General features: G+C 47.6%; 16 protein-coding genes and 1 pseudogene. 4 read left to right on the top strand and 13 right to left on the bottom strand.

Features of this window, described 5'->3' with window-relative positions; all coding sequences use genetic code 11:
• Nucleotides 1–3 precede the first annotated feature (3 nt).
• The 4 genes from SOHN41_RS05180 to guaB form a co-directional block, all read right to left on the bottom strand.
• On the bottom strand, nt 4–1,473 hold the full coding sequence (locus SOHN41_RS05180) for a DUF1254 domain-containing protein (RefSeq protein WP_037458087.1): 1,470 nt from the start codon (nt 1,471–1,473) through the stop codon (nt 4–6).
• A gap of 27 nt (nt 1,474–1,500) precedes the next feature.
• A complete protein-coding gene (locus SOHN41_RS19595; RefSeq protein WP_007646327.1) occupies nt 1,501–2,328 on the bottom strand; it encodes an outer membrane protein in 828 nt (275 codons plus the stop codon).
• A gap of 456 nt (nt 2,329–2,784) precedes the next feature.
• The gene (guaA, locus tag SOHN41_RS05170; protein ID WP_007646326.1) at nt 2,785–4,362 is read right to left on the bottom strand and encodes a glutamine-hydrolyzing GMP synthase; all 1,578 of its coding nucleotides are present in this window, start codon (nt 4,360–4,362) and stop codon (nt 2,785–2,787) included.
• A gap of 116 nt (nt 4,363–4,478) precedes the next feature.
• Nucleotides 4,479–5,945, bottom strand: a complete 1,467-nt coding sequence (gene guaB / locus SOHN41_RS05165) for an IMP dehydrogenase (protein WP_037458175.1) — start codon at nt 5,943–5,945, stop codon at nt 4,479–4,481.
• Between the two features lie 121 nt (nt 5,946–6,066).
• Here guaB and xseA point away from each other — a divergent pair, with 121 nt between their 5' ends.
• Both xseA and SOHN41_RS05155 read left to right on the top strand, forming a co-directional pair.
• Nucleotides 6,067–7,404, top strand: coding sequence for an exodeoxyribonuclease VII large subunit (gene xseA / locus SOHN41_RS05160; RefSeq protein ID WP_007646323.1), 1,338 nt, complete (start codon nt 6,067–6,069; stop codon nt 7,402–7,404).
• An 86-nt stretch (nt 7,405–7,490) separates the two neighbouring features.
• A complete protein-coding gene (locus tag SOHN41_RS05155) occupies nt 7,491–7,931 on the top strand; it encodes a globin domain-containing protein (protein WP_083820736.1) in 441 nt (146 codons plus the stop codon).
• A gap of 88 nt (nt 7,932–8,019) precedes the next feature.
• Here the strand turns inward: SOHN41_RS05155 and der are convergent, their stop codons facing one another.
• The 8 genes from der to SOHN41_RS05115 all read right to left on the bottom strand — a co-directional run bounded on the left by der (nt 8,020) and on the right by SOHN41_RS05115 (nt 17,024).
• The gene (der, locus tag SOHN41_RS05150; RefSeq protein ID WP_007646318.1) at nt 8,020–9,483 is read right to left on the bottom strand and encodes a ribosome biogenesis GTPase Der; all 1,464 of its coding nucleotides are present in this window, start codon (nt 9,481–9,483) and stop codon (nt 8,020–8,022) included.
• A 78-nt stretch (nt 9,484–9,561) separates the two neighbouring features.
• On the bottom strand, nt 9,562–10,749 hold the full coding sequence (gene bamB, locus SOHN41_RS05145) for an outer membrane protein assembly factor BamB (protein WP_007646317.1): 1,188 nt from the start codon (nt 10,747–10,749) through the stop codon (nt 9,562–9,564).
• Nucleotides 10,750–10,760: 11 nt separating this feature from the next.
• Nucleotides 10,761–11,381 carry a tetratricopeptide repeat protein gene (locus SOHN41_RS05140; RefSeq protein ID WP_007646316.1) on the bottom strand — a complete coding sequence of 207 codons (621 nt, stop codon included), beginning with the start codon at nt 11,379–11,381 and terminating at the stop codon, nt 10,761–10,763.
• Nucleotides 11,382–11,394: 13 nt separating this feature from the next.
• The gene (gene hisS / locus SOHN41_RS05135; RefSeq protein ID WP_007646315.1) at nt 11,395–12,672 is read right to left on the bottom strand and encodes a histidine--tRNA ligase; all 1,278 of its coding nucleotides are present in this window, start codon (nt 12,670–12,672) and stop codon (nt 11,395–11,397) included.
• A 145-nt stretch (nt 12,673–12,817) separates the two neighbouring features.
• Entirely contained in the window at nt 12,818–13,933 is a 1,116-nt protein-coding gene (ispG, locus tag SOHN41_RS05130) for a flavodoxin-dependent (E)-4-hydroxy-3-methylbut-2-enyl-diphosphate synthase (RefSeq protein ID WP_007646314.1), read from the bottom strand.
• A gap of 57 nt (nt 13,934–13,990) precedes the next feature.
• A complete protein-coding gene (locus SOHN41_RS05125) occupies nt 13,991–15,085 on the bottom strand; it encodes a RodZ domain-containing protein (RefSeq protein ID WP_007646313.1) in 1,095 nt (364 codons plus the stop codon).
• Nucleotides 15,082–15,870 carry a type IV pilus biogenesis/stability protein PilW gene (pilW, locus tag SOHN41_RS05120; protein WP_037458082.1) on the bottom strand — a complete coding sequence of 263 codons (789 nt, stop codon included), beginning with the start codon at nt 15,868–15,870 and terminating at the stop codon, nt 15,082–15,084. Before pilW ends, SOHN41_RS05125 begins: the two co-directional genes overlap by 4 nt.
• A 32-nt stretch (nt 15,871–15,902) precedes the next feature.
• The gene (locus tag SOHN41_RS05115) at nt 15,903–17,024 is read right to left on the bottom strand and encodes a bifunctional tRNA (adenosine(37)-C2)-methyltransferase TrmG/ribosomal RNA large subunit methyltransferase RlmN (protein WP_007646311.1); all 1,122 of its coding nucleotides are present in this window, start codon (nt 17,022–17,024) and stop codon (nt 15,903–15,905) included.
• A 144-nt stretch (nt 17,025–17,168) separates the two neighbouring features.
• Between SOHN41_RS05115 and SOHN41_RS05110 the strand changes: the two are divergent.
• Both SOHN41_RS05110 and SOHN41_RS05105 read left to right on the top strand, forming a co-directional pair.
• Nucleotides 17,169–18,259 (top strand): annotated as a pseudogene (locus SOHN41_RS05110) (CNNM domain-containing protein).
• Between the two features lie 98 nt (nt 18,260–18,357).
• A complete protein-coding gene (locus SOHN41_RS05105; RefSeq protein ID WP_007646304.1) occupies nt 18,358–20,103 on the top strand; it encodes a bifunctional metallophosphatase/5'-nucleotidase in 1,746 nt (581 codons plus the stop codon).
• A 56-nt stretch (nt 20,104–20,159) separates the two neighbouring features.
• Here SOHN41_RS05105 and SOHN41_RS05100 read toward each other — a convergent pair whose 3' ends face one another.
• On the bottom strand, nt 20,160–21,053 hold the full coding sequence (locus tag SOHN41_RS05100) for a LysR substrate-binding domain-containing protein (protein WP_007646303.1): 894 nt from the start codon (nt 21,051–21,053) through the stop codon (nt 20,160–20,162).
• Between the last annotated feature and the right edge of the window lie 145 nt (nt 21,054–21,198).

The raw sequence follows: 21,198 nt of genomic DNA, 5'->3' as shown, positions 1-21,198 counted from the left end.
GTTCTAGGGTTGTAGGGATATCGCAGTACGCACTAAGTCCGGAGTCTTCCAACTACCATCGAGTGCTTCAGGCTTGGGCCAATACTCACGCATGACAATGAAGAATGGGCCTTTAGGCGCAGGCAACCAGTTGGCTTCCTTTTCCTTGCCGGGCGATTCGTTCTGGATATACAGCGTAATACCACCCTCAGCGTCTCGGATAAGATCTGGCACCATGGGGGAGTTGATCAAATAACGGTTGATCGGATTTTCAGTCAAAAGACTGGCTGGCAGTTCGTACATGGTCAGCGACCAGAACGAGTTCACAGGGGGCAACTTGCCAGCTTTGAAGTAGAGCGTGTAGTGATTGGATGCACCATCCAACAGCTCGCCCTCAGAGTCGGTGAAGTAGACGGGGTAGTTCGCCTCCTCCTTGGAATTACCATAGATGCCAAGTACCGCCGATGACATGCGCAGCAGGTAGTCATTGTCGAGGAACTTGCGCGTCCCGAATCCATCGGCACTGCTCTTCTTGCCAGTATCGATCACTTCAGCCTTATACTGTGTAAAAGCCTTCCATGCGTCATCCATTCCGTCCGTTACCGCTTGGCGCTCCGCAGGTGAAAGTGAAGCGGCATCGAACGACTTACCCGCACCGATGCCAACCTTAGCAAAGCGAGCCAGCAATGCCGTCTCGCTGGGATGAGGTGGAGTGAACTGAAAGAGAAAACTGAGAATGTCAAAAAACTCCGGTGAATTTTTTTGCGCCTCAACCGATAACGGTTTGACGAACGGCACAGTCGGTATTGGAGGAGGTGTCGTCCCCAAGAAGCGTGACAAAGGCTGGACCGTGTATTGCGCTTGGATTTTCTGAACAGCCACCAGATCAGCATCGTTGAATAACTGAGTACGGAAAAGTACAAACGCCAGTTCCGTCTCAGAACGGATAACAGATTTCACCCCTTCGGGTACCTCCCCCTGCCAACGGGGGCCAGCGAGCAGGTAACTGCCCGCTTCAGTACCCGTCGCTCGACTGCCTACGTAGGCAAAATTGTGGGTGTACATGTCAATAAATTGCAGTGAATAATAGCGATCCTTAATTGCTGGCACACTGATCACCAGCGGCTCGGCGCGCAGGTCCGCACCTAGAAAACTGTAGGGCGTATCGGAGTTGGGGGTCTGAATAGCCTTATCCTGTGGCGTGAACACGCGGGCCATGTTGTGCACCTCGTTCCACGCGCCCTTGTATTCCGGGTTACTTTGGTCGACAAAATACGAGTATTGAATCCGGTAGCTATCCATCATAGGAAAACCATAAATGTAGGCCTCCTTTATAAGCTCACGAAGCTCGGTCGGTGTTGCTCTGACAGCTGCGGTCTGAGATTTTGAATCCTCAGCCGGAGTCGTTATGTCACAGGCTGACAGTGTCAATATGACTGTGACGAAAACAAATAACCCCACAAAGTGTTCTAACTTTTTTCTTATTGAAGTCATCACACAAACTCCCTTAACGTAGAAAGATTAAAACCGATAACTGAAGCCAAATAGAACCCCTGTCATTTTGAAATCATACAACTGCCCATCAGCTTGACGATCAATATCGAGATGTCGATAACCTCCACGCAGTAACCAACTATCTGTGAGTTGATAAGCTATTAACGTAACGGCTTGCCAGGTTGAATCAGAAGCACTGCCAGTACCGAAACCACCAGCATCTATAATGAAGGAAGCACTCCACTTTTCACTTAACCGACCAAAAAACCGAATCGCCAATAAAGGATCGATCCAATCATCACTGACGCTCTCGTTATGTGAAGGTAACAAGCCAGGCATTAGCATTATTCTGACTTCTGAATCTACCGCCCGCGCCCCTGCGCCGAGATCAATACTAAAATTTGAGTGATGATAAACCTGATAAAAGGCATAAGCGCTGAGAATCGATAGGGTGCTCTCCGATTCAAGGCTGCTATAGAGTGTCCCGAAAGGTGTATTTTCTTCAGTCTCTAAATTCAGATAAACAAAGTCACCTACTATGCTCAATTTATCATGCTGAATAACGCCAGTTAGCATGACCCCAAGATCTAACTGCTCCAAAGCGTCACTGACACTTAGCACGCTATCAATTGTTCCAGCGTCAGTTTTTATACCTGTGGTTGACTCAGGGAGCCAGATATAAGAAGAAGCCTCAAAGTTCCATGGGGTTGACTGTGCTAATACGGAAAAGGAAGATACGAGGGACAGCAAAGAAAAAACAACAGCAAATATTTTGATTGGGATTAAGATTGAAATTAACTGATTGCATAAGACAAGTGGAAAGCCTCTTCCATAACGGCGTAGTGTAAAATCCATATTTTCACCATTTTATACATAAAAAACTAGAACATACTTTACTTAAGAACGGCTTATTAATGCTGATGATTCTCCAGCCTACAAGCCGAATTACATAGGTGTCTTGCGCGTTATTTTGCTTTAGCAAAACATCTATTCTTCTTCGATATTTTTAGCAATGGAATATATTATTCATATCCCAAGACTCAGGCCTCTCTGACGCCAGTCATTGTCTGCCAAATCTATTTTTTAATGTTCTATCTCAAAATCGTTCTACGCGCAACAAAATATAATAAAAAAATACCACGCTTAAGTATTTTTTGATTTTTATATTTAGTCGCCTTTTTTAGTTTAACGGGGGCTACCAACACAACATCAAGCTAAACAAAAAGTATAAGAACCTTCATTCGAAGGACAATAAAAAAGGCGCCTAAGCGCCTTTCGTCAATCAAACAGAAGATTATTCAAATAACTAACTTATTCCCACTCGATTGTCGCTGGCGGCTTGCCAGAGATATCGTAAACCACGCGGGAAATGCCATCGACTTCGTTGATGATGCGATTTGATACGCGGCCTAAGAAATCATAGGGTAGATGTGCCCAATGGGCTGTCATAAAATCGATCGTTTCCACTGCGCGCAGTGACACCACCCAATCGTATTTACGCCCATCGCCCATCACGCCAACAGAACGTACGGGTAAGAACACGGTAAAGGCTTGGCTGACTTTGTTGTACAGGTCGGCTTTATGCAGTTCTTCGATGAAGATGGCATCGGCGCGGCGCAGTAAGTCGCAGTATTCCTTCTTCACTTCACCTAATACGCGCACACCTAGGCCGGGACCTGGGAATGGATGGCGGTAAAGCATGTTGTACGGTAGGCCTAACTCAAGACCAATCTTACGCACTTCATCTTTGAACAGTTCGCGCAGTGGCTCAACTAAACCCAGAGCCATATCGTCTGGCAAGCCGCCAACGTTATGGTGCGATTTGATCACATGGGCTTTGCCTGTGGCGCTGCCAGCGGATTCAATCACATCGGGGTAAATAGTGCCTTGGGCTAGCCACTTAGCATTAACGCACTTCTTCGACTCTTCATCGAAAATCTCAACGAAGACACGGCCGATAATTTTGCGTTTTGCTTCAGGATCGTCAACGCCTTTCATCGCATCGAGGAAACGGTTTTCCGCATCGACATGGATAATGTTCAGGCCGAAATGATCGCCAAACATTTCCATCACTTGCTCTGCTTCGTTCAAACGTAATAAACCGTTATCAACAAACACACAGGTCAGTTTTTTGCCGATAGCACGGTGCAGCAACATGGCCACAACCGATGAATCGACACCACCAGACAGCCCTAAAATCACTTCATCATCGCCGATTTGCTTTTTCAAGCGCTCAATCGCATCTTCGATGATAGATGAGGGTTTCCAATTAGCGGCACAGCCACAAATGTCTAAGGCAAAATGCGATAACATCCGCATGCCTTGACGGGTGTGGGTCACTTCAGGATGGAATTGTACGCCATAGAAACGTTTTCCTTCGTAGGCCATAGCCGCAAAGGGGCAAGTATCGGTTTTAGCCACCGCCACAAATCCCTCGGGGATCGCAGACACTTTATCACCGTGGCTCATCCACACATCGAGCAGCGGTTTACCTTCGCTATTGACAGCATCTTCGATATCTTTAAAGAGTGCCGATTGCGCCAACATTTCGATCTGCGCGTAACCAAATTCACCTTCACCCACGCCTTGGATCACTTTGCCACCGAGCTGCTCAGACATAGTTTGCATGCCGTAACAGATACCTAACACGGGCACGCCAGCGTTAAAGACATATTCAGGTGCACGGGGAGAATTTTCAGCCGTCACACTTTCAGGGCCGCCCGCTAGGATAATACCATTAGGGGCAAACTCACGGATTTGGGCTTCGGTCACATCCCACGCCCATAATTCACAGTAAACGCCAATTTCACGGATACGACGGGCAATCAGTTGAGTGTACTGGGATCCAAAATCGAGGATCAGTATCTTGTGCTCATGAATATCGCTCATGGATAACCTTTTCTCATCTATTGTTTAACTTGGCTCAAAATCGATATGGACAATCTTGAGGGCATTACACAGATTACCAACGGGGCGGCTTATCGCCGCCCCATTATTTCAAACGCTTAAGAACCTGAACGATAGTTAGGTGCTTCTTTAGTGATAGTCACATCATGCACATGGGACTCGCCCATACCCGCAGATGTTACTTTCACAAATTGGGCTTTTTCATTCAGTTCAAGGATGGTGGCACAGCCAGTCAAACCCATGCATGAACGTAGGCCGCCCATATGTTGATGGATGATTTCCTTCAGCTTACCTTTGTAGGGCACACGACCTTCAATTCCCTCAGGAACAAGCTTGTCGGCGGCATTGTCCGATTGGAAATAACGATCAGAAGAGCCTTGAGACATAGCACCTAAGGAGCCCATGCCGCGGTAAGACTTGTATGCACGGCCTTGATATAACTCGGTTTCACCCGGCGCTTCGTCAGTACCCGCAAACATTGAGCCCGCCATGATGCAAGATGCTCCCGCGGCTAAGGCTTTAGCTAAGTCGCCAGAGAAGCGCACACCACCGTCGGCAATCACCGGAATACCTAAGCCTTTAACGGCTTCGGCGGCATCGGAAACCGCAGTAATTTGTGGCACGCCCACACCAGTTACGATACGAGTCGTACAGATAGAACCAGGGCCAATACCGACTTTAACTGCGTTAACACCCGCTTCAACTAAGGCTAAGGCGCCCTGTGCCGTGGCGACGTTACCACCGACAATTTGTAAATCAGGATATTTGGCACGGGTTTCACGAATACGCTGCAGCACGCCTTCGGAATGACCGTGGGAAGAATCGATCAGCAGTACGTCAACACCGGCCTTAACCAGCGCATCAACACGCTCTTCGTTGCCCGCACCCGCACCCACGGCGGCGCCCACTCGTAGACGGCCTAACTCATCTTTACAGGCGTTAGGTTTACGCTCGGCTTTCTCAAAGTCTTTAACTGTGATCAAACCTTTTAATTTGAAGTTATCATCGACAACTAGCACTTTTTCGATACGGTTAGAGTGCATTAATTTTTGCACTTCATCTAACTTAGTGCCTTCGGCAACAGTGACTAGACGTGACTTAGGCGTCATCACTTCCTCTACCGTTTTGCTCCAGTCGGTCACAAAGCGCACATCACGGCCGGTGATGATACCGACAAGCTCGTTCGCTTCGTTAACCACAGGGTAACCCGCAAAACCGTTTTTCAGGGTTAGCACTTTCAGATCGGCAAGAGTCGTTGAGGGCGTCACAGTCACAGGTTGTTGAACCACGCCCGCTTCGTAAATTTTGACTTTACGCACTTCTTCGGCTTGCTTCTCAATACTCATGTTTTTGTGAATAAAACCTAAGCCACCTTCCTGCGCCATTGCGATCGCAAGGCGAGCTTCAGTGACTGTATCCATGGCGGCGGACACAAGAGGAATGTTGAGTTCGATAGTATTAGTTAGGCGAGTTTTAAGAACGGCGGTATTTGGGAGTACAGTAGAATGCGCAGGAACAAGTAACACATCGTCAAAAGTAAGCGCTTCTTTAATTAAACGTAGCATTAGCAACATCTCCCCAGTTGAGTAGGATTTAGAGGTGAAATATTGCGGCGGGATTATACCTTGCATCTGGGGCGCGGTAAATGGAAAATAGTGAAAAATTCCCATTTGCGCGAGAAAAACCATGCAAGTCGCCAAAAATAATGTTTATACCGTCTCACGCCTCAATGGGGAAGTCAGGCAAATTCTCGAGGGACAACTCGGCAAAATCTGGCTCAATGGCGAAATTTCTAACTTTTCATCCCCAAGCTCAGGCCATTGGTATTTGACCCTAAAAGATCATTATTCCCAGATCCGCTGCGCCATGTTTAAGGGACGTAACCAGAGTGTCAGCTTTAAACCCATCAATGGACAGCAAGTATTAGTTAAAGGCGCGATCAGTGTTTATGAGCCTAGGGGTGACTATCAATTATTGATCGAATCCATGTTACCCGCCGGTGATGGTCTGCTTGCCCAGCAATTTGATGCCCTCAAGATGAAGCTTGCCGCCGAGGGATTATTTGCCGCCGACACTAAAAGGCCGTTGCCCAAAAATATCCAACGCATTGGCGTTATCACTTCACCGACGGGAGCAGCGATCCGCGACGTGTTGCATGTACTGGCAAGGCGCGACCCTTCCATCGAAGTCATTATTTATCCTACCCAAGTGCAAGGTGAAACCGCAGATAGAAACATTTGCCAAGCGATTAATATTGCCAATCAGCGGTTAGAAGTCGATGTGCTACTGCTCACCCGTGGTGGCGGTTCACTTGAGGATTTATGGTGTTTTAACAGCGAGGCACTCGCCCATACGATATATAACAGTGCCCTGCCCATCATCAGCGCCGTTGGCCATGAAATCGATACCACCATCAGCGACTATGTTGCCGACATTCGAGCCCCAACCCCCTCTGCGGGGGCTGAACTGCTCTCCCAAGATAGTGAGAATAAAGCACAAAGATTAGCGGCCGTATTATCGTGCCTCCAACAAAGTGCCAGACATTATCAGCTCAAACAAGAAAGGCGTTTAACTGTGTTAGATCACAGGCTGCAACGCTTAGACCCCAAGCGAACACTGCAACAATTCGAGCAAAGATTCGATGAAATGCAATTAAGGCTAGAGTCGGCGCTCTCCAGTCGGCTACATCTGTGCAGTCGTCGCCAGCAATTACTCGCAAGCCGCCTTGAGCAGCAATCTCCTAAGCATAAACTCGCCCTAGAGGAAACTCGCTTAAACTACCTCGCCAGTCGCCTGCAGGATGCATTGACAGATAAGCTCAGCCAGAGTGAACAACGGATAAAACACGCCGCCCATCAACTTGAGACGGTCAGCCCACTGGCCACATTAAGTCGAGGCTACAGTATCACTACCGACGCGAGCGGTATCGTTGTGACATCGGCAGCTCAAGTACGTATCGGTGACGCTATCACCACCCAACTGCCCCATGAACGGTTAGTGTCGATCATCACACAAATCCCATAAACATGTGTTATTGATTAACTTTTTCACAAAAAATAAGCCCTGCATTAAACTTGACTATAATACAAATTAATCATCAGCATACATTGATGGGTAGGTTTGATATGGGGCTAACTGAAATCGAAAAAGAGGCTATTACCTCGTCATTTTCATTGATAAATCATCAAGAACAACACTTTGCGACCATTTTTTATGATTGCCTATTTGACATGGCGCCGCTGATCAAACCTATGTTTAAGCGCGATCGCAAACTAATAGAAGAACATTTTTATATGATCTTTTGTGCAGCCGTCGACAATATTCATCATCTAGATACGATCAGAACAATTCTACTGGAATTAGGCGCAAGACATCGGAACTATGGCGTCAAGGTTTTACACTTCCCCATTGTCAAATCTGCCCTAATATTAGCCATTCAGCATGAACTAAAAGGTCAATCTAATGCCAGCATTGAAAACGCATGGTCACACTACTACGACGTGCTCGCGGCGATTATTCTCGAGGGTATGCAGGAAGAAAAGATAGCCTGAGACTAACCCTGTCGACCCAAGCGCCAATCAATCAAATAAAAAGGAACCCTAAGGTTCCTTTTTATTATGAGCTTTACGTTAAGCTAGATTATTTTTTTCTATCTTTAATATGGCTCAGGGCGCGTTTACGGCGGCGCTCTTGGCTCATGGTCAACTTCTCAGTCTTGTTTTCAAATGGGTTATCCCCCTCTTGGAAACGCAACTGGATTGGCGTGCCGACCACTTTCAATGAACGGCGGAAGTAGTTCATCATGTAACGTTTGTACGAGTCAGGCAGCTTACTTACTTGGTTACCATGGATCACCACTATGGGCGGATTGTAGCCACCGGCGTGAGCATATTTAAGCTTAACACGGCGACCATTGACCAATGGCGGCTGGTGATCGTCCTGGGACATTTGCATAATACGTGTCAGCATAGAAGTACTGACACGGCGCGTAGCACTGTCGTAGGCTTCTTCAATCGATTCAAATAAATGCCCAACACCTGTACCGTGCAATGCCGAAATAAAGTGAATACGGGCAAAGTCGATAAAGCCAAGACGGCGGTCAAGTTCGCTCTTGACGCGATCTTTAATACCTTGGTCAATACCATCCCACTTGTTGACGGCAATCACTAAGGCGCGACCCGCATTGAGGGCAAAGCCTAATAAGCCTAAATCTTGCTCGGCAACACCTTCACGGGCATCGATGATCAGTAGCACCACGTTGGCATCTTCAACCGCTTTCAAGGTTTTAATCACTGAGAATTTCTCAATGACTTGATGCACTTTACTGCGGCGGCGAACCCCCGCGGTATCGATAATCACATACTCGCGGCCTTCACGCTCCATGGGGATGTAAATGCTGTCACGGGTTGTGCCGGGTTCGTCATACACCACCACCCGCTCTTCACCTAAGATACGGTTAGTTAGGGTCGACTTACCGACGTTAGGTTTACCGATAATTGCCAACTTGATAGGCAAATCTTGTAGACGCTTTTGCTCAGCTTCTGCTTCTTCTTCTGTGTATTGGCGCTCATCGACAACTTCTTCTTCGCCTTGACGCTCAATGCCCATGGCTTCGGCATAGGGGGTCAGCGCGTATTCGATCATGTTAGTGACGCCGCGACCTTGGGACGCCGCCATCTGGTAAACTTCACCTAGACCTAAAGACCAAAACTCGGCGCAGGCCGAATCGGCATCGATACCGTCCACTTTGTTAGCGACCACGAAGGTGGTTTTTTCACGGCTACGCAAGTGCTGGGCAATCGACAAGTCCGCAGCGGTTAAACCAGCACGCGCATCTGTCATAAATAAAACGACATCGGCTTCTTCAATGGCGGCAAGGGATTGCTCGGCCATCTTAGTTTCGATCCCTTCTTCAGTGCCATCGATACCGCCGGTATCGACCACAATGAACTCATAGCCGGATAAGAATGCTCGACCATATTTACGGTCACGTGTTAGGCCAGGAAAGTCAGCAACCAGCGCATCACGCGTACGCGTAAGGCGATTAAATAGGGTGGATTTACCGACGTTCGGCCGACCAACAAGGGCCACTACAGGGATCATATTTTGCCTCTAAAAAACTTTTCAATAAAAAGCCCCCGGAACACACTTCCAGGGGCTCTACAAGGATAACACTTTTAATTAGGGAAGTGTTACAACAGCTAACTTTCCACTGCGACCTTGAACATAGATTTTATCGTCAACCACTAATGGCTGGCCATATAATCCAGAGCTGTCCACTTGGACACGACCCACAATCGTCCCTGTACTGCGATCGATGAAGTGTAAATAACCTTCAAAATCACCCACAACTAAATAGTCTTTATACACAGCGGGTGATGTCAGAGTGCGGTTAGCTAACTCAGAGTTACTCCACAGTTCTAAACCGTTACGTTTATCAACTGAGTAGATACGGCTGTGGTCGTCAACTAAGAATAAGCTTAAGCCAGCCGAAGCTAACTCATTAAAGCTAGAATACTTACGCGTCCACACGACTCGGCCCGTGCGCAGTTCCATCGACACTAAGTTACCGTTGTAGCTCACCGCATATAAATTGTCGCCCAGGATCAGCGGCGTCATATCTACGTCGGCCATACGCGTAAACTCGTTACCGCCGGAGGGGTTGTAAATCGCCTGCTCCCATGCGGCTTGACCATTGTTTTTAATCACAACGGCCACTTTCCCATCGGCGGTGCCGATAAAGAAACCACCCGCTTCGTAGGCTGCAGAACCTGTACCGCGCAGGGTCAGATTCGGCAATTGCATTTCATACACCCACAACTTAACGCCAGTATCGATGTTAAAGGCTTCGAGTGAACCAGTACTGGTACTCACCACCACCACATCATCGGCCACTGTGGGGGCTGACAGTAATTCACCGCCCGTAACCACATGCCATAATACTTGACCATCTTCGACATTGAGTGCCGCTAATAGCCCGCTTTCACCACCCACAAAGACTTTATTACGTGCAGCTGTTACACCTGCTGCAAGACGCGCGCCCTTGTTTTTGGCTAAAGCATTATCACGAAACTCTTCACTGAAATCTTTAGTCCAAACACGCTCACCTGTGGCTTCATCAAACGCCATCACGGCACCGTATCGGTCGGCAGCAAAAATTTTACCGTAACGAACGGCGGGAGCAAGGCGCGAGTAGTAATCGCCAACACCGTCACCGACAGAGGCGCTCCAACTCACTTCAGGGAACACTGTCGCCTGAATGGCTGTTAGCTCACTCACAGGTTCGTCTTCAACATCGCTCGACGAACAAGCGGATAACATGGCTAGACTAAGTCCAGCGGCTAGCAGGTTTTTGCACCAAGACTTCATCAAGGGATCCCTTATGCCTGATTTAGGTTATCAAGTTTGATTTTAAGCGCAGGGCTAGTTACCACACCGCCATTATCAACTGCGGTTTGATAAGCCGTTTTCGCTTTATCAACTTCACCTTGGCGCACGAAGAAATCGCCTTTTAACTCTTCACGTTGAGCCAAAAATGCTTTGTCGGTCACTTGTTCTAATGTGGCTAAACCTGCATCAATTTGACCTTGCTCTGCTTGCACTCGAGCTAAACGTAGCGTCGCGATCATATCTAAACCCGCACTAGGTTTAGTGGCGATGACTTTCTTAAGCACTTCTTCGGCTTTCGTATAGTCCTTTGCCTCTACCGCCGTTTTTGCCACAATCAAATCTAAAAGTGCAAGATAACCCTTTTGATCATGGTTTTTAGAAAACTCGGCTACACCCGCCAACAGGGCAGCTTCATCAGTTGATTTAGTAGTCAAAGCTTGGAAAGCCTGCGATGCTTCCTCCGCTTGCGCGACTTTCATGTCGGAGTAATAATTCCAACTGTATAGGCCGCCTAAACCAACGACAGCACCAATTAAAATTGACGTTCCATAGTCTTTCCAAAATTGCTTGATAGCATCAACTTGTTGTTCTTCTGTGCTATAAATTTCCACGCGCACGTCCCCTTTATTTAATCAGTTCAGCTAAAAATGCACTTAATGCACTTCGAGCTACCCGTTGTTGTTCGATGTCATTGCGTAAATGTTTAACCGTCACCATACCTTCGGCCAATTCTTCTTCACCGATCAGTAGGGCCACTTGAGCACCGCTTTTATCGGCGCGCTTCATTTGTTTCTTCACGTTGCCACCACCGCAGTGACTCATCACCTTAAGCTTGGGTAGTGCGGAGCGTAATTCCTGCGCAATCTTGATAGCCTCAACCAGACAGCTTTCCCCCATGGAAGTGACATACACATCCACTTCTGACGGAATATCTTTGTTCAGTTCTAAGGTTTCAAGCAGCAATACAATACGCTCTAAACCCATGGCGAAACCGACTGCAGGGGTATCCTTGCCGCCTAATTGGGCGACTAAACCATCGTAGCGCCCACCCGCAAGCACAGTGCCCTGTGAGCCTAAACTCGATGTAACCCATTCAAATACAGTGCGATTATAGTAATCTAAGCCACGTACTAGGCGCGGATTAATGGTGTATTTGATGCCAACGGCGTCAAGTAGTTCACGCAATTGTGAAAAATGTGTCTTCGATTCTTCACCGAGAAAATCCATTAACTCAGGTGCATTCACCAATATGGCTTGGACATTTTGATCTTTGGAATCCAATACCCGCAGCGGATTGCTATACATACGGCGCTTGCTGTCTTCATCGAGCGCATCTTTATGCTGCTCTAAAAACGCAATCAGGGCATCACGGTAAACCGCGCGCTCAGCAGGATCGCCTAAGGTGTTCAGCTCTAATGAGACATGCTCACTAATACCGAGTTTTTCCCACAGACGTGCCGATAGCATCAAGACTTCAGCATCGATATCAGCCGTGCCTATGCCATAGACTTCCACACCAAACTGGTTAAATTGGCGATAACGGCCTTTTTGTGGGCGCTCGTGACGGAACATAGGGCCCATATACCAAAGGCGTTGTTCTTGGTTATACAGCAGACCATTTTCGTTACCCGCACGCACTGTCGATGCAGTACCTTCTGGGCGCAGCGTTAAGCTATCACCGTTATTATCTTCGAAGGTATACATTTCTTTTTCAACAATATCAGTTACTTCACCGATAGAGCGTTTGAAAAGTTCGGTATTTTCCACTATCGGAGTACGGATCTCGCTGTAACCGTAAGCACTGACGCTTGAACGCAGTACCGCTTCCACTTTTTGCCATAGAGGACTTTGAGTTGGCAGAATGTCGTTCATTCCGCGAATCGCTTGGATCTGTTTTGCCACTGTGTCGACTCGTCCGATTTAGCTAAATTAATAAAAAATGTCACGCATTATAGGCTTTTGAACGCAAAACGTAAAACGACCCCGTCGGTTTCGGGGCCTAGCTCAACATCATTAGGCGTAATCTATGCCCAAATGCAGATGCATATTACTCGGTTGTATCTTTCACTTGGATACGGTTTGCCATCTGGCTCGCCTTAGCACGAATTTTCGCCTCGAGGGAATCGACTAAATTGTCGTTATCGAAACGCTCTTTTTGACGCTCACCTTCATCGTAGTAGCCACTCTTATTGTGACCACCGGTTAGCCCAATATGCGACACTAAAGCCTCACCTGGGCCGTTGACGACGCAGCCGATAATAGACACGTCCATCGCGGTAGTTACGTCTTCGAGGCGACGTTCTAATTCATTCACTGTGCTAATCACATCAAACTCTTGGCGTGAACATGATGGACAAGCGATAAAGTTAATCCCACGGCTACGAATGCGCAGCGATTTTAAGATATCAAAACCCACTTTGATTTCTTCGACGGGATCGGCCGCAAGAGAAATACGTAGGGTATCCCCTATGCCTTCAGCCAATAACATGCCTAAACCGACTGCCGATTTCACTGAACCTGCGCGTGCCCCACCCGCCTCGGTAATGCCTAAATGCAGCGGCTGGCGAATTTGCTTTGCCAATAAACGATAGGATTCAACCGCCAAGAACACATCCGACGCCTTAACGCTGACCTTAAATTGATCAAAGTTCATGCGATCTAGAATATCCACATGGCGCATGGCCGATTCGAGCAAGGCTTCAGGCGTTGGCTCTTTGTACTTGTCCATCAGATCTTTCTCTAATGAACCGCCATTCACACCAATACGGATAGGAATATTGTGGTCACGGGCACATTCCACCACGCTGCGAATACGCTCTTCGTTGCCGATATTGCCCGGATTAATACGCAGGCAATCGACACCGTACTCGGCAACTTTTAAGGCGATACGATAATCGAAATGGATGTCGGCCACTAAAGGCACCTTGACCGCTTGCTTAATGAGTTTAAAGGCTTCTGCGGCATCCATAGTCGGTACTGAGACACGCACTATGTCGGCACCCACTTTCTCTAAGGCACGAATTTGAGCGATAGTGGCTTCAACATCTGTGGTCTTAGTATTGGTCATTGACTGAACGGCAATCGGCGCCCCATCACCAATCGGTACATTCCCCACATAAATGCGGGTAGAAGGACGTCTTTTTATGGGAGTTTCATTATACATGCTAAATACACTCTATTTCGGTACGTTCTGCTGCAGCGAATCGCCTAACACTGATCACTAAATTTTAGGTATGGTCAAACGTGCAACACGGCCCTTGGGGAAATCCGCTAAGCTAACCATTTGGCCATCTAAGCTTAAGGTCGCCACATGGGGCGCCCCTAAAATAATTTTAAACGGTGGCACACCACTCACTTGTATTACAGCGCCAGCGCCTTTAACGCCATCGACTAAGGCTTTGCCTTTTGCATCGACAATGTTTATCCAACAATCACCGGTTAACTGAACACCAATCATCGATTGTCCAGCAACAGCGACCTGAGTGTTGACTGAGGTGGCCGCTGGAGTTGAGGCTGGTGATGTTGAGGCGGATGAAGGTGTTGCAGCTACAGCAGGCTGTTGAACCACAGGTGCGGCAGTTTGCGATGCAGTGGTGGCAGCGGTAGCTGAACCACCATCTTCATTGCTGGTATCAGCCATTTGAGGATAAGTATTGTCCGTAGGCCCAGTGCTCACATCGGCAGTCCCCTCGCCAATAGTGCTGACATCGGTATCTTTAATCGGACCGTCGATTGACATAGAGCCGTTCGCGGCTATTTCAGTTAACTGTTGACTCGCATCGGTTTCGGTCAGCAACACATCCCCAGATAGGGTTTGATTGGCGGCGGCCACTTCTTCTGCGGTCGGTTGAGATACATCAACATGGGTTAACAAGGTCGATTTTTGCATCCACCACACCACAAGCAATCCGAGTAACACGATAACAATAAAAAAGCTCAGCCACTTTAACTTAGTGTCACGAGCTTGATAGGTCGTTTTGCGTGAAAAACTCTGCATGGTAGGCTCTGTCACCGACGGGACTTGCCTAGTGAGACAGGCCTCTATGAGCTGGGTATCGACACCAACCATTCGGGCATAGTTTTTGACATAGCCACGAACATAAGTGGAAGAAGCAATATTGGTGAAGTTGTTTGCTTCAATGTCTTCCACAATACGAGGGCGCAAATGCAGTTTCACTGCGGCGTCTGCGATGCTAAGTCCCATTGTTTCACGGGCGTTTTTTAATAACTTTCCAAGCGTTACATCAGGCGCCGCCGACTCGGTTTCACTAGACTCAACGGGTCCAACTGGCGCATTTATTTCTTGATCTTTCATTGATGCAAATTAACTCTGTATTGCTTGGCCTGAGGTGATGCTGGAAATTTGGCAAGCAATAAAATACCAAATTTCTTAACCGCAGCATCATCATTCATCGCCTGCTCTATTTTTATTCCGAGCGCTAAACTCTCTGGAGTCTGGGCTGCCACTTGGTGATATTGCGCAAGTTGATTACGCGCCTTGATAAAATCACCCCGTTCAACTTCAAGCTCAGCCAACTCCAGTAATGACACCGAGCGTCTCGGATCATACTTTAACGCCATCTGAAAATACTGTCGTGCCTTTTCTGCTTGTCCCGATTGCCGACTACAAAGACCTAAGTTTTCATAACTCGACGCGGTTCGCGTATATTTGGGCATTTCTATTGCGGCCAAAAACATTTTTTCAGCTTTGTCGTATTGCTTTTGTTGGCACAAAAACACCCCAAAATTATTCATGGAATCACCGGAGACATCATTAGTACCGATCGCGTCTTGGTACGACTGTTCAGTGCGAATGAGATCCCCTACGGTTTGGTAGTAATAGGCCATCGCGATATGGACATCTTCCAGCTCTGGCGCATATTCTATTGCTTTATCAAGATTATATTTAGCCTGTTCCGAGTTACCTCGATTCAAATAGGTTAAACCGAGTTGCATACGTTCCCTAGCGGCGGCAACCCTATCTAATTTTCGATCCGAAACTGGAATATCGGTTCCTGTATAGGTGCGCTCAGTCACACACCCAGTCATTAACAATGACAGCGCAAGTACTAATGAACACCCTGACAATCCATGCTTCATGGGCAAGCCTATAAATCTGTGCAAACAAAGAGTTAATTCATTGTGACTGAAATCTGATTTTCTTGCATGCGTTTTTTTGCCAAACGCTTAGTTCTGTCACGAATATCTCCCGCTAACTGTCCACAGGCGGCATCGATATCATCACCGCGGGTCTTACGCACTATCACAGTTAAACCGTATTCCATCAGTACCTTTGAAAAACGATCGATTCGTGAGTTTGATGAACGACCGTAGGGGGAGCCTGGGTACGGATTAAAAGGAATGAGGTTAACCTTACAAGGGGTATCCTTCATTAATTTGGCGAGTTCGTGGGCTTGCTCTGTGCTGTCGTTGATATGATCGAGCATCACATATTCAACGGTCACACGGCCACGGTTAGCATTCGATTTGGCAATGTAACGACGGATCCCCGCAAGAAACTCCTGCAATGGGTATTTTTTATTCACAGGCACAAGGATGTCACGTAGCTCATCGTTAGGGGCATGAATGCTCACAGCAAGAGCCACATCTAAGGCATCCCCGAGTTTATCAAGCGCAGGTACAACCCCCGAGGTAGACAGCGTCACGCGGCGTTTTGACAGACTAAAACCAAAATCATCGAGCATAATATCCATCGCTGGAATGACATTAGCTAAGTTGAGCAGAGGCTCGCCCATCCCCATCATTACCACGTTGGTAATAGGACGATCACCAGTGTCCTTTGCAAAACCTAAAAAGTGCGACACGCGCCAGATTTGACCAACGATCTCAGACACGGTCAAGTTACGGTTAAAACCTTGCTGGGCGGTGGAGCAGAAAGTGCATTCGAGGGCGCAACCGACCTGTGATGACACACATAAAGTGGCGCGATCATCTTCGGGAATGTAAACAGTTTCGACTTCTTGGCCTTCACCGACGTGAATGGCGAACTTAATAGTGCCATCGGTGGATTTTTGGAAACTGGAAATTTCGGGTGCAACGATCTCGCAGCGCGCCGCCAGTTTTTGGCGTAACACTTTATTGATGTTGGTCATTTCTTCGAAGTCACTGACGCCGAAATGATAGATCCATTTCATGAGCTGATCGGCACGGAAAGGTTTTTCCCCGAGATCCGCAAATAAGGCACGCATAGCCTTACGATCAAGGTCTAATAAATTGATCTTCTTTTCACTCATACCACTCACCTCAACACCAAAACCTGCAACAGGGCGGCGAATTATACAGACGCAAAATTTTTTTAGCCAGCAACACGACTCGACTATGATAGAATCTCGCTGGGCTAACGTTGGCCTAGAATACGGAGTTGTAATACCACCTATATGTTAACCCTCATCATTATAGTGCTTGTCGCTGTCGCGGTTTCTTTTCTGTGCAGTGTATTCGAAGCTGTTTTGCTCTCGGTTACCCCTAGTTATATCGCCTCGCTCGACCAAACTGACAGTGCTGCGGCCGCAAGATTACGTAAACTCAAAGATAACGTCGAAGCACCATTAGTGTCGATCCTCACCTTAAATACCATTGCCCATACTGTAGGCGCCGCCGTTGCGGGTGCACAAGCAGCGAAAGTATTTGGGGATGAAATGCTGGGCGTTTTCTCCGGGGTATTAACTTTTATTATTTTGTTCTTCTCGGAGATCATTCCTAAATCTGTGGGAGCTAACCATTGGCGTCGTCTTGCACCGAGTGTTTCAATTGCCATTACATGGATGAAGCGAGTCACTCAGCCATTGATTTGGCTGTCACATAAGGTTACTCACTTTTTAGGGAAAGGCGAAGAAGGTCAATATATTCGTCAAGAAATGAGTGCCATGGCCAAAATTGGCCATGAGTCGGGCGAACTCGATGAACAAGAGTCGAAGATTTTGACCCAAATGTTAAAGGTGCGCGATATGCCAGTGACCGCCATCATGACTCCCCGTACCGTGATGTTCTCGCTACCTGTGGATTTAACGCAAAATGAGTTCGTGCGCGAATACCGTGACAAACCTTTTACCCGTATTCCCGTCTACGATCAGGATCATGACGATATTATCGGTTACATCACCCGCACCGATGTATTACTGGCCGAGCGTTACACCCCGGATATGCCAATAGGCGAATTGAAGCGCAGCTTATTCGTAGTGCCTGAGACCGCAAAAATTTTGCCATTATTTGAGCGTATGATTAAACGCAATACACAAATCGCTATGGTGGTAGATGAATACGGTAGTAGCCAAGGCATTGTGACTCAAGAAGATATTATCGAATCCATGTTGGGATTAGAGATTGTCGATTTAAACGATCCCGCGACCGACATGCAGCAATTGGCCCGTAAACTCTGGACCAAGCGCATGAAACAAAAGGGATTCGTCTCTCCGATGACGGTGACTTTGAAGCCGCAGCCGATGATGACGAAGCGAAATCGGGTTAACCTAGGTTATTAAGTGATCGTTAAAGTAAAGGGGGCTAAGCTCCCTTTCTTGTTTTAGAGGAGAAGGTTATAATCTCCCGCCGTAATAGAGGTACGTTATGACACAGGGCTACAGACTCTCACTCGCGCATATCAACGATACACATTCGAATTTTGAACCAAGCCGCGTGCAATTCCCCCTCAATGTGGGTCATAAAACACTGGATGTCACCAGCCACAGCGGTGGTTATGCCCGCCTTGGCTATCACATCGCCAAGGCTCGTGAGCATGCAACGCAGAACAATATTCCCTTTTTATTCCTCCATGGCGGCGACAGTTTCCAAGGAACACTCTATTTTAGCCATTTTAAAGGCAAAGCTAACGCCCACCTGCTGAATTTACTCGCCCCCGACGCCATGGTGGTAGGCAATCATGATATCGATGAAGGCAATGCTCGCCTCGCTGACTTTGCCAGACAAATCGATTTTCCTTTGCTGGCGGGGAATATGGATTTAAGCCAAGAGGATGTGAATAAACTCGGCTGTCTGCGTACCGTTCCAAATATTTTGGCCTACGATGAAAAAGCCCAATTAGCGACTTATCTCCTTAAACCCTTCTACGATACAAAGATTGCGATAATAGGCATTACACTGGATCAGATGAAGGAGATTGCCCGCCCCGATCCCGATACACATTTTGTCGATGCTATCAGTACAACGGCGCGAACGGTGGCACATCTGCATGCCGAGGGGATTAAGCACATCATAGTGCTCAGCCACTTAGGCTTAGATCAGGATAAACGCCTCGCCGAGCAAGTCTCAGGGATCAGCCTGATTGTCGGCGGCCACACGCATACCCTACAGGGGGATTTTCGCGCCCTTGGTTTAAGCCATTTACCCTATGGTGAAGTCATCAACGGCACCCCCATAGTTCATGCGGGTAAATATGCCGAAGTCGTTGGCTTAGCCGAGATAGAATTTGATGCAGAAGGTCGGGCGATAAACCTGAGCGGTGGCAACTACTTCATGCTCGATCAGCAGTTTATCCTAAGTTCGAGTGTACAAGTTGATGATGTCGACTACCAAGCCGTACGCCAGCGCTTTGACGAGCATCCCTATATTCTTTGGGATAAAGCGGACAAAGATATTAACGACGTGATCCATGATATCTATCGCCCCGCTATCGCCGAGATGGAAAACAAAGTCTTAGCCCTAGTACCCAAGAATCTTGTGCATACTAGGCTGCCATCCAAGGCCCTGCCCCACGGCAGTGAAATCGCCCCTTGGGTGAGCCGCAGCATGTTTCAAGAGGCCAAGATTAAAGATCCTCGGGTTAACTTTGCCCTGCATAATGCGGGCGGCGTACGTCAATCGGTTGCCCAAGGGCAGTTAACCCTCGCCGATGTGATGGGGCAATTGTTACCCTTTGAATTACCGCTAGTTAAATATGAAATCCAAGGCCAGTTTCTCTACCAAGCACTGGAGTCGGCTATTAACGCCGCCACCAACAATAGTGTACGAGGCACGGGTGCAGGCAGTTTCCCTTACACCTACGGCTTACGCTATTACTACGATGGCAGACGTCCCCTAGGTGAACGTCTCTTTAAATTGGAAATGATGCAACAAGACGGGCTGTCACTTTGGTATCCCGTCAAGCCTGAGTCTTTATACATTGGTGTATCAACCTCTTATACCGCTGCGGGCAAAGAAGGTTATCACCCGCTATTACAGGCTCGTTGGCAGGAGTCGATAGAGTCACTCACCCTTCCACAGGCATTTATCCGCTTCTTAAATCGGGCCCCTAACCTTGCGGATTTTCTGTCTCCCCATGTGCATTACACGAGCCATTTAAAGCGTTCCGGTTAGAAGTATTAAGAAAGCCCTGATATTTAGGGCTTTGTTCCGTGTTATAAAAAAGACGACTAAAACTGCCAATCACAGTGAGGTAAACGTTCGGCAAACCAAGTCAGCGCCTTACCTTGGCTTCCCTTGCGCCATGCTAAAAATACCGCCTGAGGGGGCCTAGAGATCTCTACCTCACAGACAACTAATGCACCCGATGCCAACGCATCTAAGATCAAGTGTTTTGGAATATAGCCGACACCTAAACCTAACTGCTGCGCTTTAATCTTAGTTTGCATATTAGGCACCCGAATGACTTGGCGACTATCAAACAATCCACTCGAACGCTGTGCCAGCGCCATAGAGCTATCGGCCACAACAATGGATGGAAACTGTAATAGAGCTTCGGTAGGAATGGGGGCCCCATATTGTGCCAGTGGATGGGATGGACTAAGTGCAAATACAAACTCCAACTGACCAATCTCCACTAAATGGTATTGTCCCTTTGGTAATTCACCCGTGACCCCAATGGCAATGTCGGCCCGACCCGAGTAGAGCGCATCCCAACCACCACCTAATGACTCTTCACTGAGATTGAGAGTGACTTGTTTACCTAACTCGGTAAATTCGCAGACCAGTTGTAACAGGGGCAGATCCGGCACGACAGTATCGATAGCTAAGGTTAACGAGGACTCCCAGCCAGTTTCAAGCTGGCGCACAGCCTCTTCAAGCCTCGATGTGGCGGCAAGTATCTCCCGCCCTTGGCGCAATACCAGTTGACCGACTAGGGTCAACTCAGCCCTTTGCCCCTTACGTTCAAATAATTTTACTCCCAAATCGCTTTCAAGTTTCTGTACTGTGTAGGTCAGTGCCGATGGCACCCTGAATAGCGATTCGGCTGCGGCCGAAAAACTCCCTTTTTTATCAATGGCATCAAGCACAATTAATCCATCGAGGCTAATGATAGGTAACATAAAAACTCTCATTCAAATTTTTTGAAATTGACATTGAAAATGTTCCGATTTTCTTTATCAAAGGTCAAGTCTACACTGCTTAGCAATGGAGCAGTTCTACTGAACATGCAACAAAAACTGGATTAAACAACTTAGTTAAGATACT

The organism is Shewanella sp. HN-41 (genome assembly GCF_000217915.1).
In the GTDB taxonomy this organism is placed as follows: domain Bacteria; phylum Pseudomonadota; class Gammaproteobacteria; order Enterobacterales; family Shewanellaceae; genus Shewanella.
This window is presented reverse-complemented; position numbering and strand designations above follow the sequence as displayed.

Excerpts from the sequence above, each read along its gene's own strand:
- SOHN41_RS05180 (WP_037458087.1), bottom strand. The coding sequence starts at position 1,473 with ATGACTTCAATAAGAAAAAAGTTAGAACACTTTGTGGGGTTATTTGTT.
- SOHN41_RS19595 (WP_007646327.1), bottom strand. The coding sequence starts at position 2,328 with ATGGATTTTACACTACGCCGTTATGGAAGAGGCTTTCCACTTGTCTTA.
- guaA (WP_007646326.1), bottom strand. The coding sequence starts at position 4,362 with ATGAGCGATATTCATGAGCACAAGATACTGATCCTCGATTTTGGATCC.
- guaB (WP_037458175.1), bottom strand. The coding sequence starts at position 5,945 with ATGCTACGTTTAATTAAAGAAGCGCTTACTTTTGACGATGTGTTACTT.
- xseA (WP_007646323.1), top strand. The coding sequence starts at position 6,067 with ATGCAAGTCGCCAAAAATAATGTTTATACCGTCTCACGCCTCAATGGG.
- SOHN41_RS05155 (WP_083820736.1), top strand. The coding sequence starts at position 7,491 with ATGGGTAGGTTTGATATGGGGCTAACTGAAATCGAAAAAGAGGCTATT.
- der (WP_007646318.1), bottom strand. The coding sequence starts at position 9,483 with ATGATCCCTGTAGTGGCCCTTGTTGGTCGGCCGAACGTCGGTAAATCC.
- bamB (WP_007646317.1), bottom strand. The coding sequence starts at position 10,749 with ATGAAGTCTTGGTGCAAAAACCTGCTAGCCGCTGGACTTAGTCTAGCC.
- ispG (WP_007646314.1), bottom strand. The coding sequence starts at position 13,933 with ATGTATAATGAAACTCCCATAAAAAGACGTCCTTCTACCCGCATTTAT.
- SOHN41_RS05125 (WP_007646313.1), bottom strand. The coding sequence starts at position 15,085 with ATGAAAGATCAAGAAATAAATGCGCCAGTTGGACCCGTTGAGTCTAGT.
- pilW (WP_037458082.1), bottom strand. The coding sequence starts at position 15,870 with ATGAAGCATGGATTGTCAGGGTGTTCATTAGTACTTGCGCTGTCATTG.
- SOHN41_RS05115 (WP_007646311.1), bottom strand. The coding sequence starts at position 17,024 with ATGAGTGAAAAGAAGATCAATTTATTAGACCTTGATCGTAAGGCTATG.
- SOHN41_RS05105 (WP_007646304.1), top strand. The coding sequence starts at position 18,358 with ATGACACAGGGCTACAGACTCTCACTCGCGCATATCAACGATACACAT.
- SOHN41_RS05100 (WP_007646303.1), bottom strand. The coding sequence starts at position 21,053 with ATGTTACCTATCATTAGCCTCGATGGATTAATTGTGCTTGATGCCATT.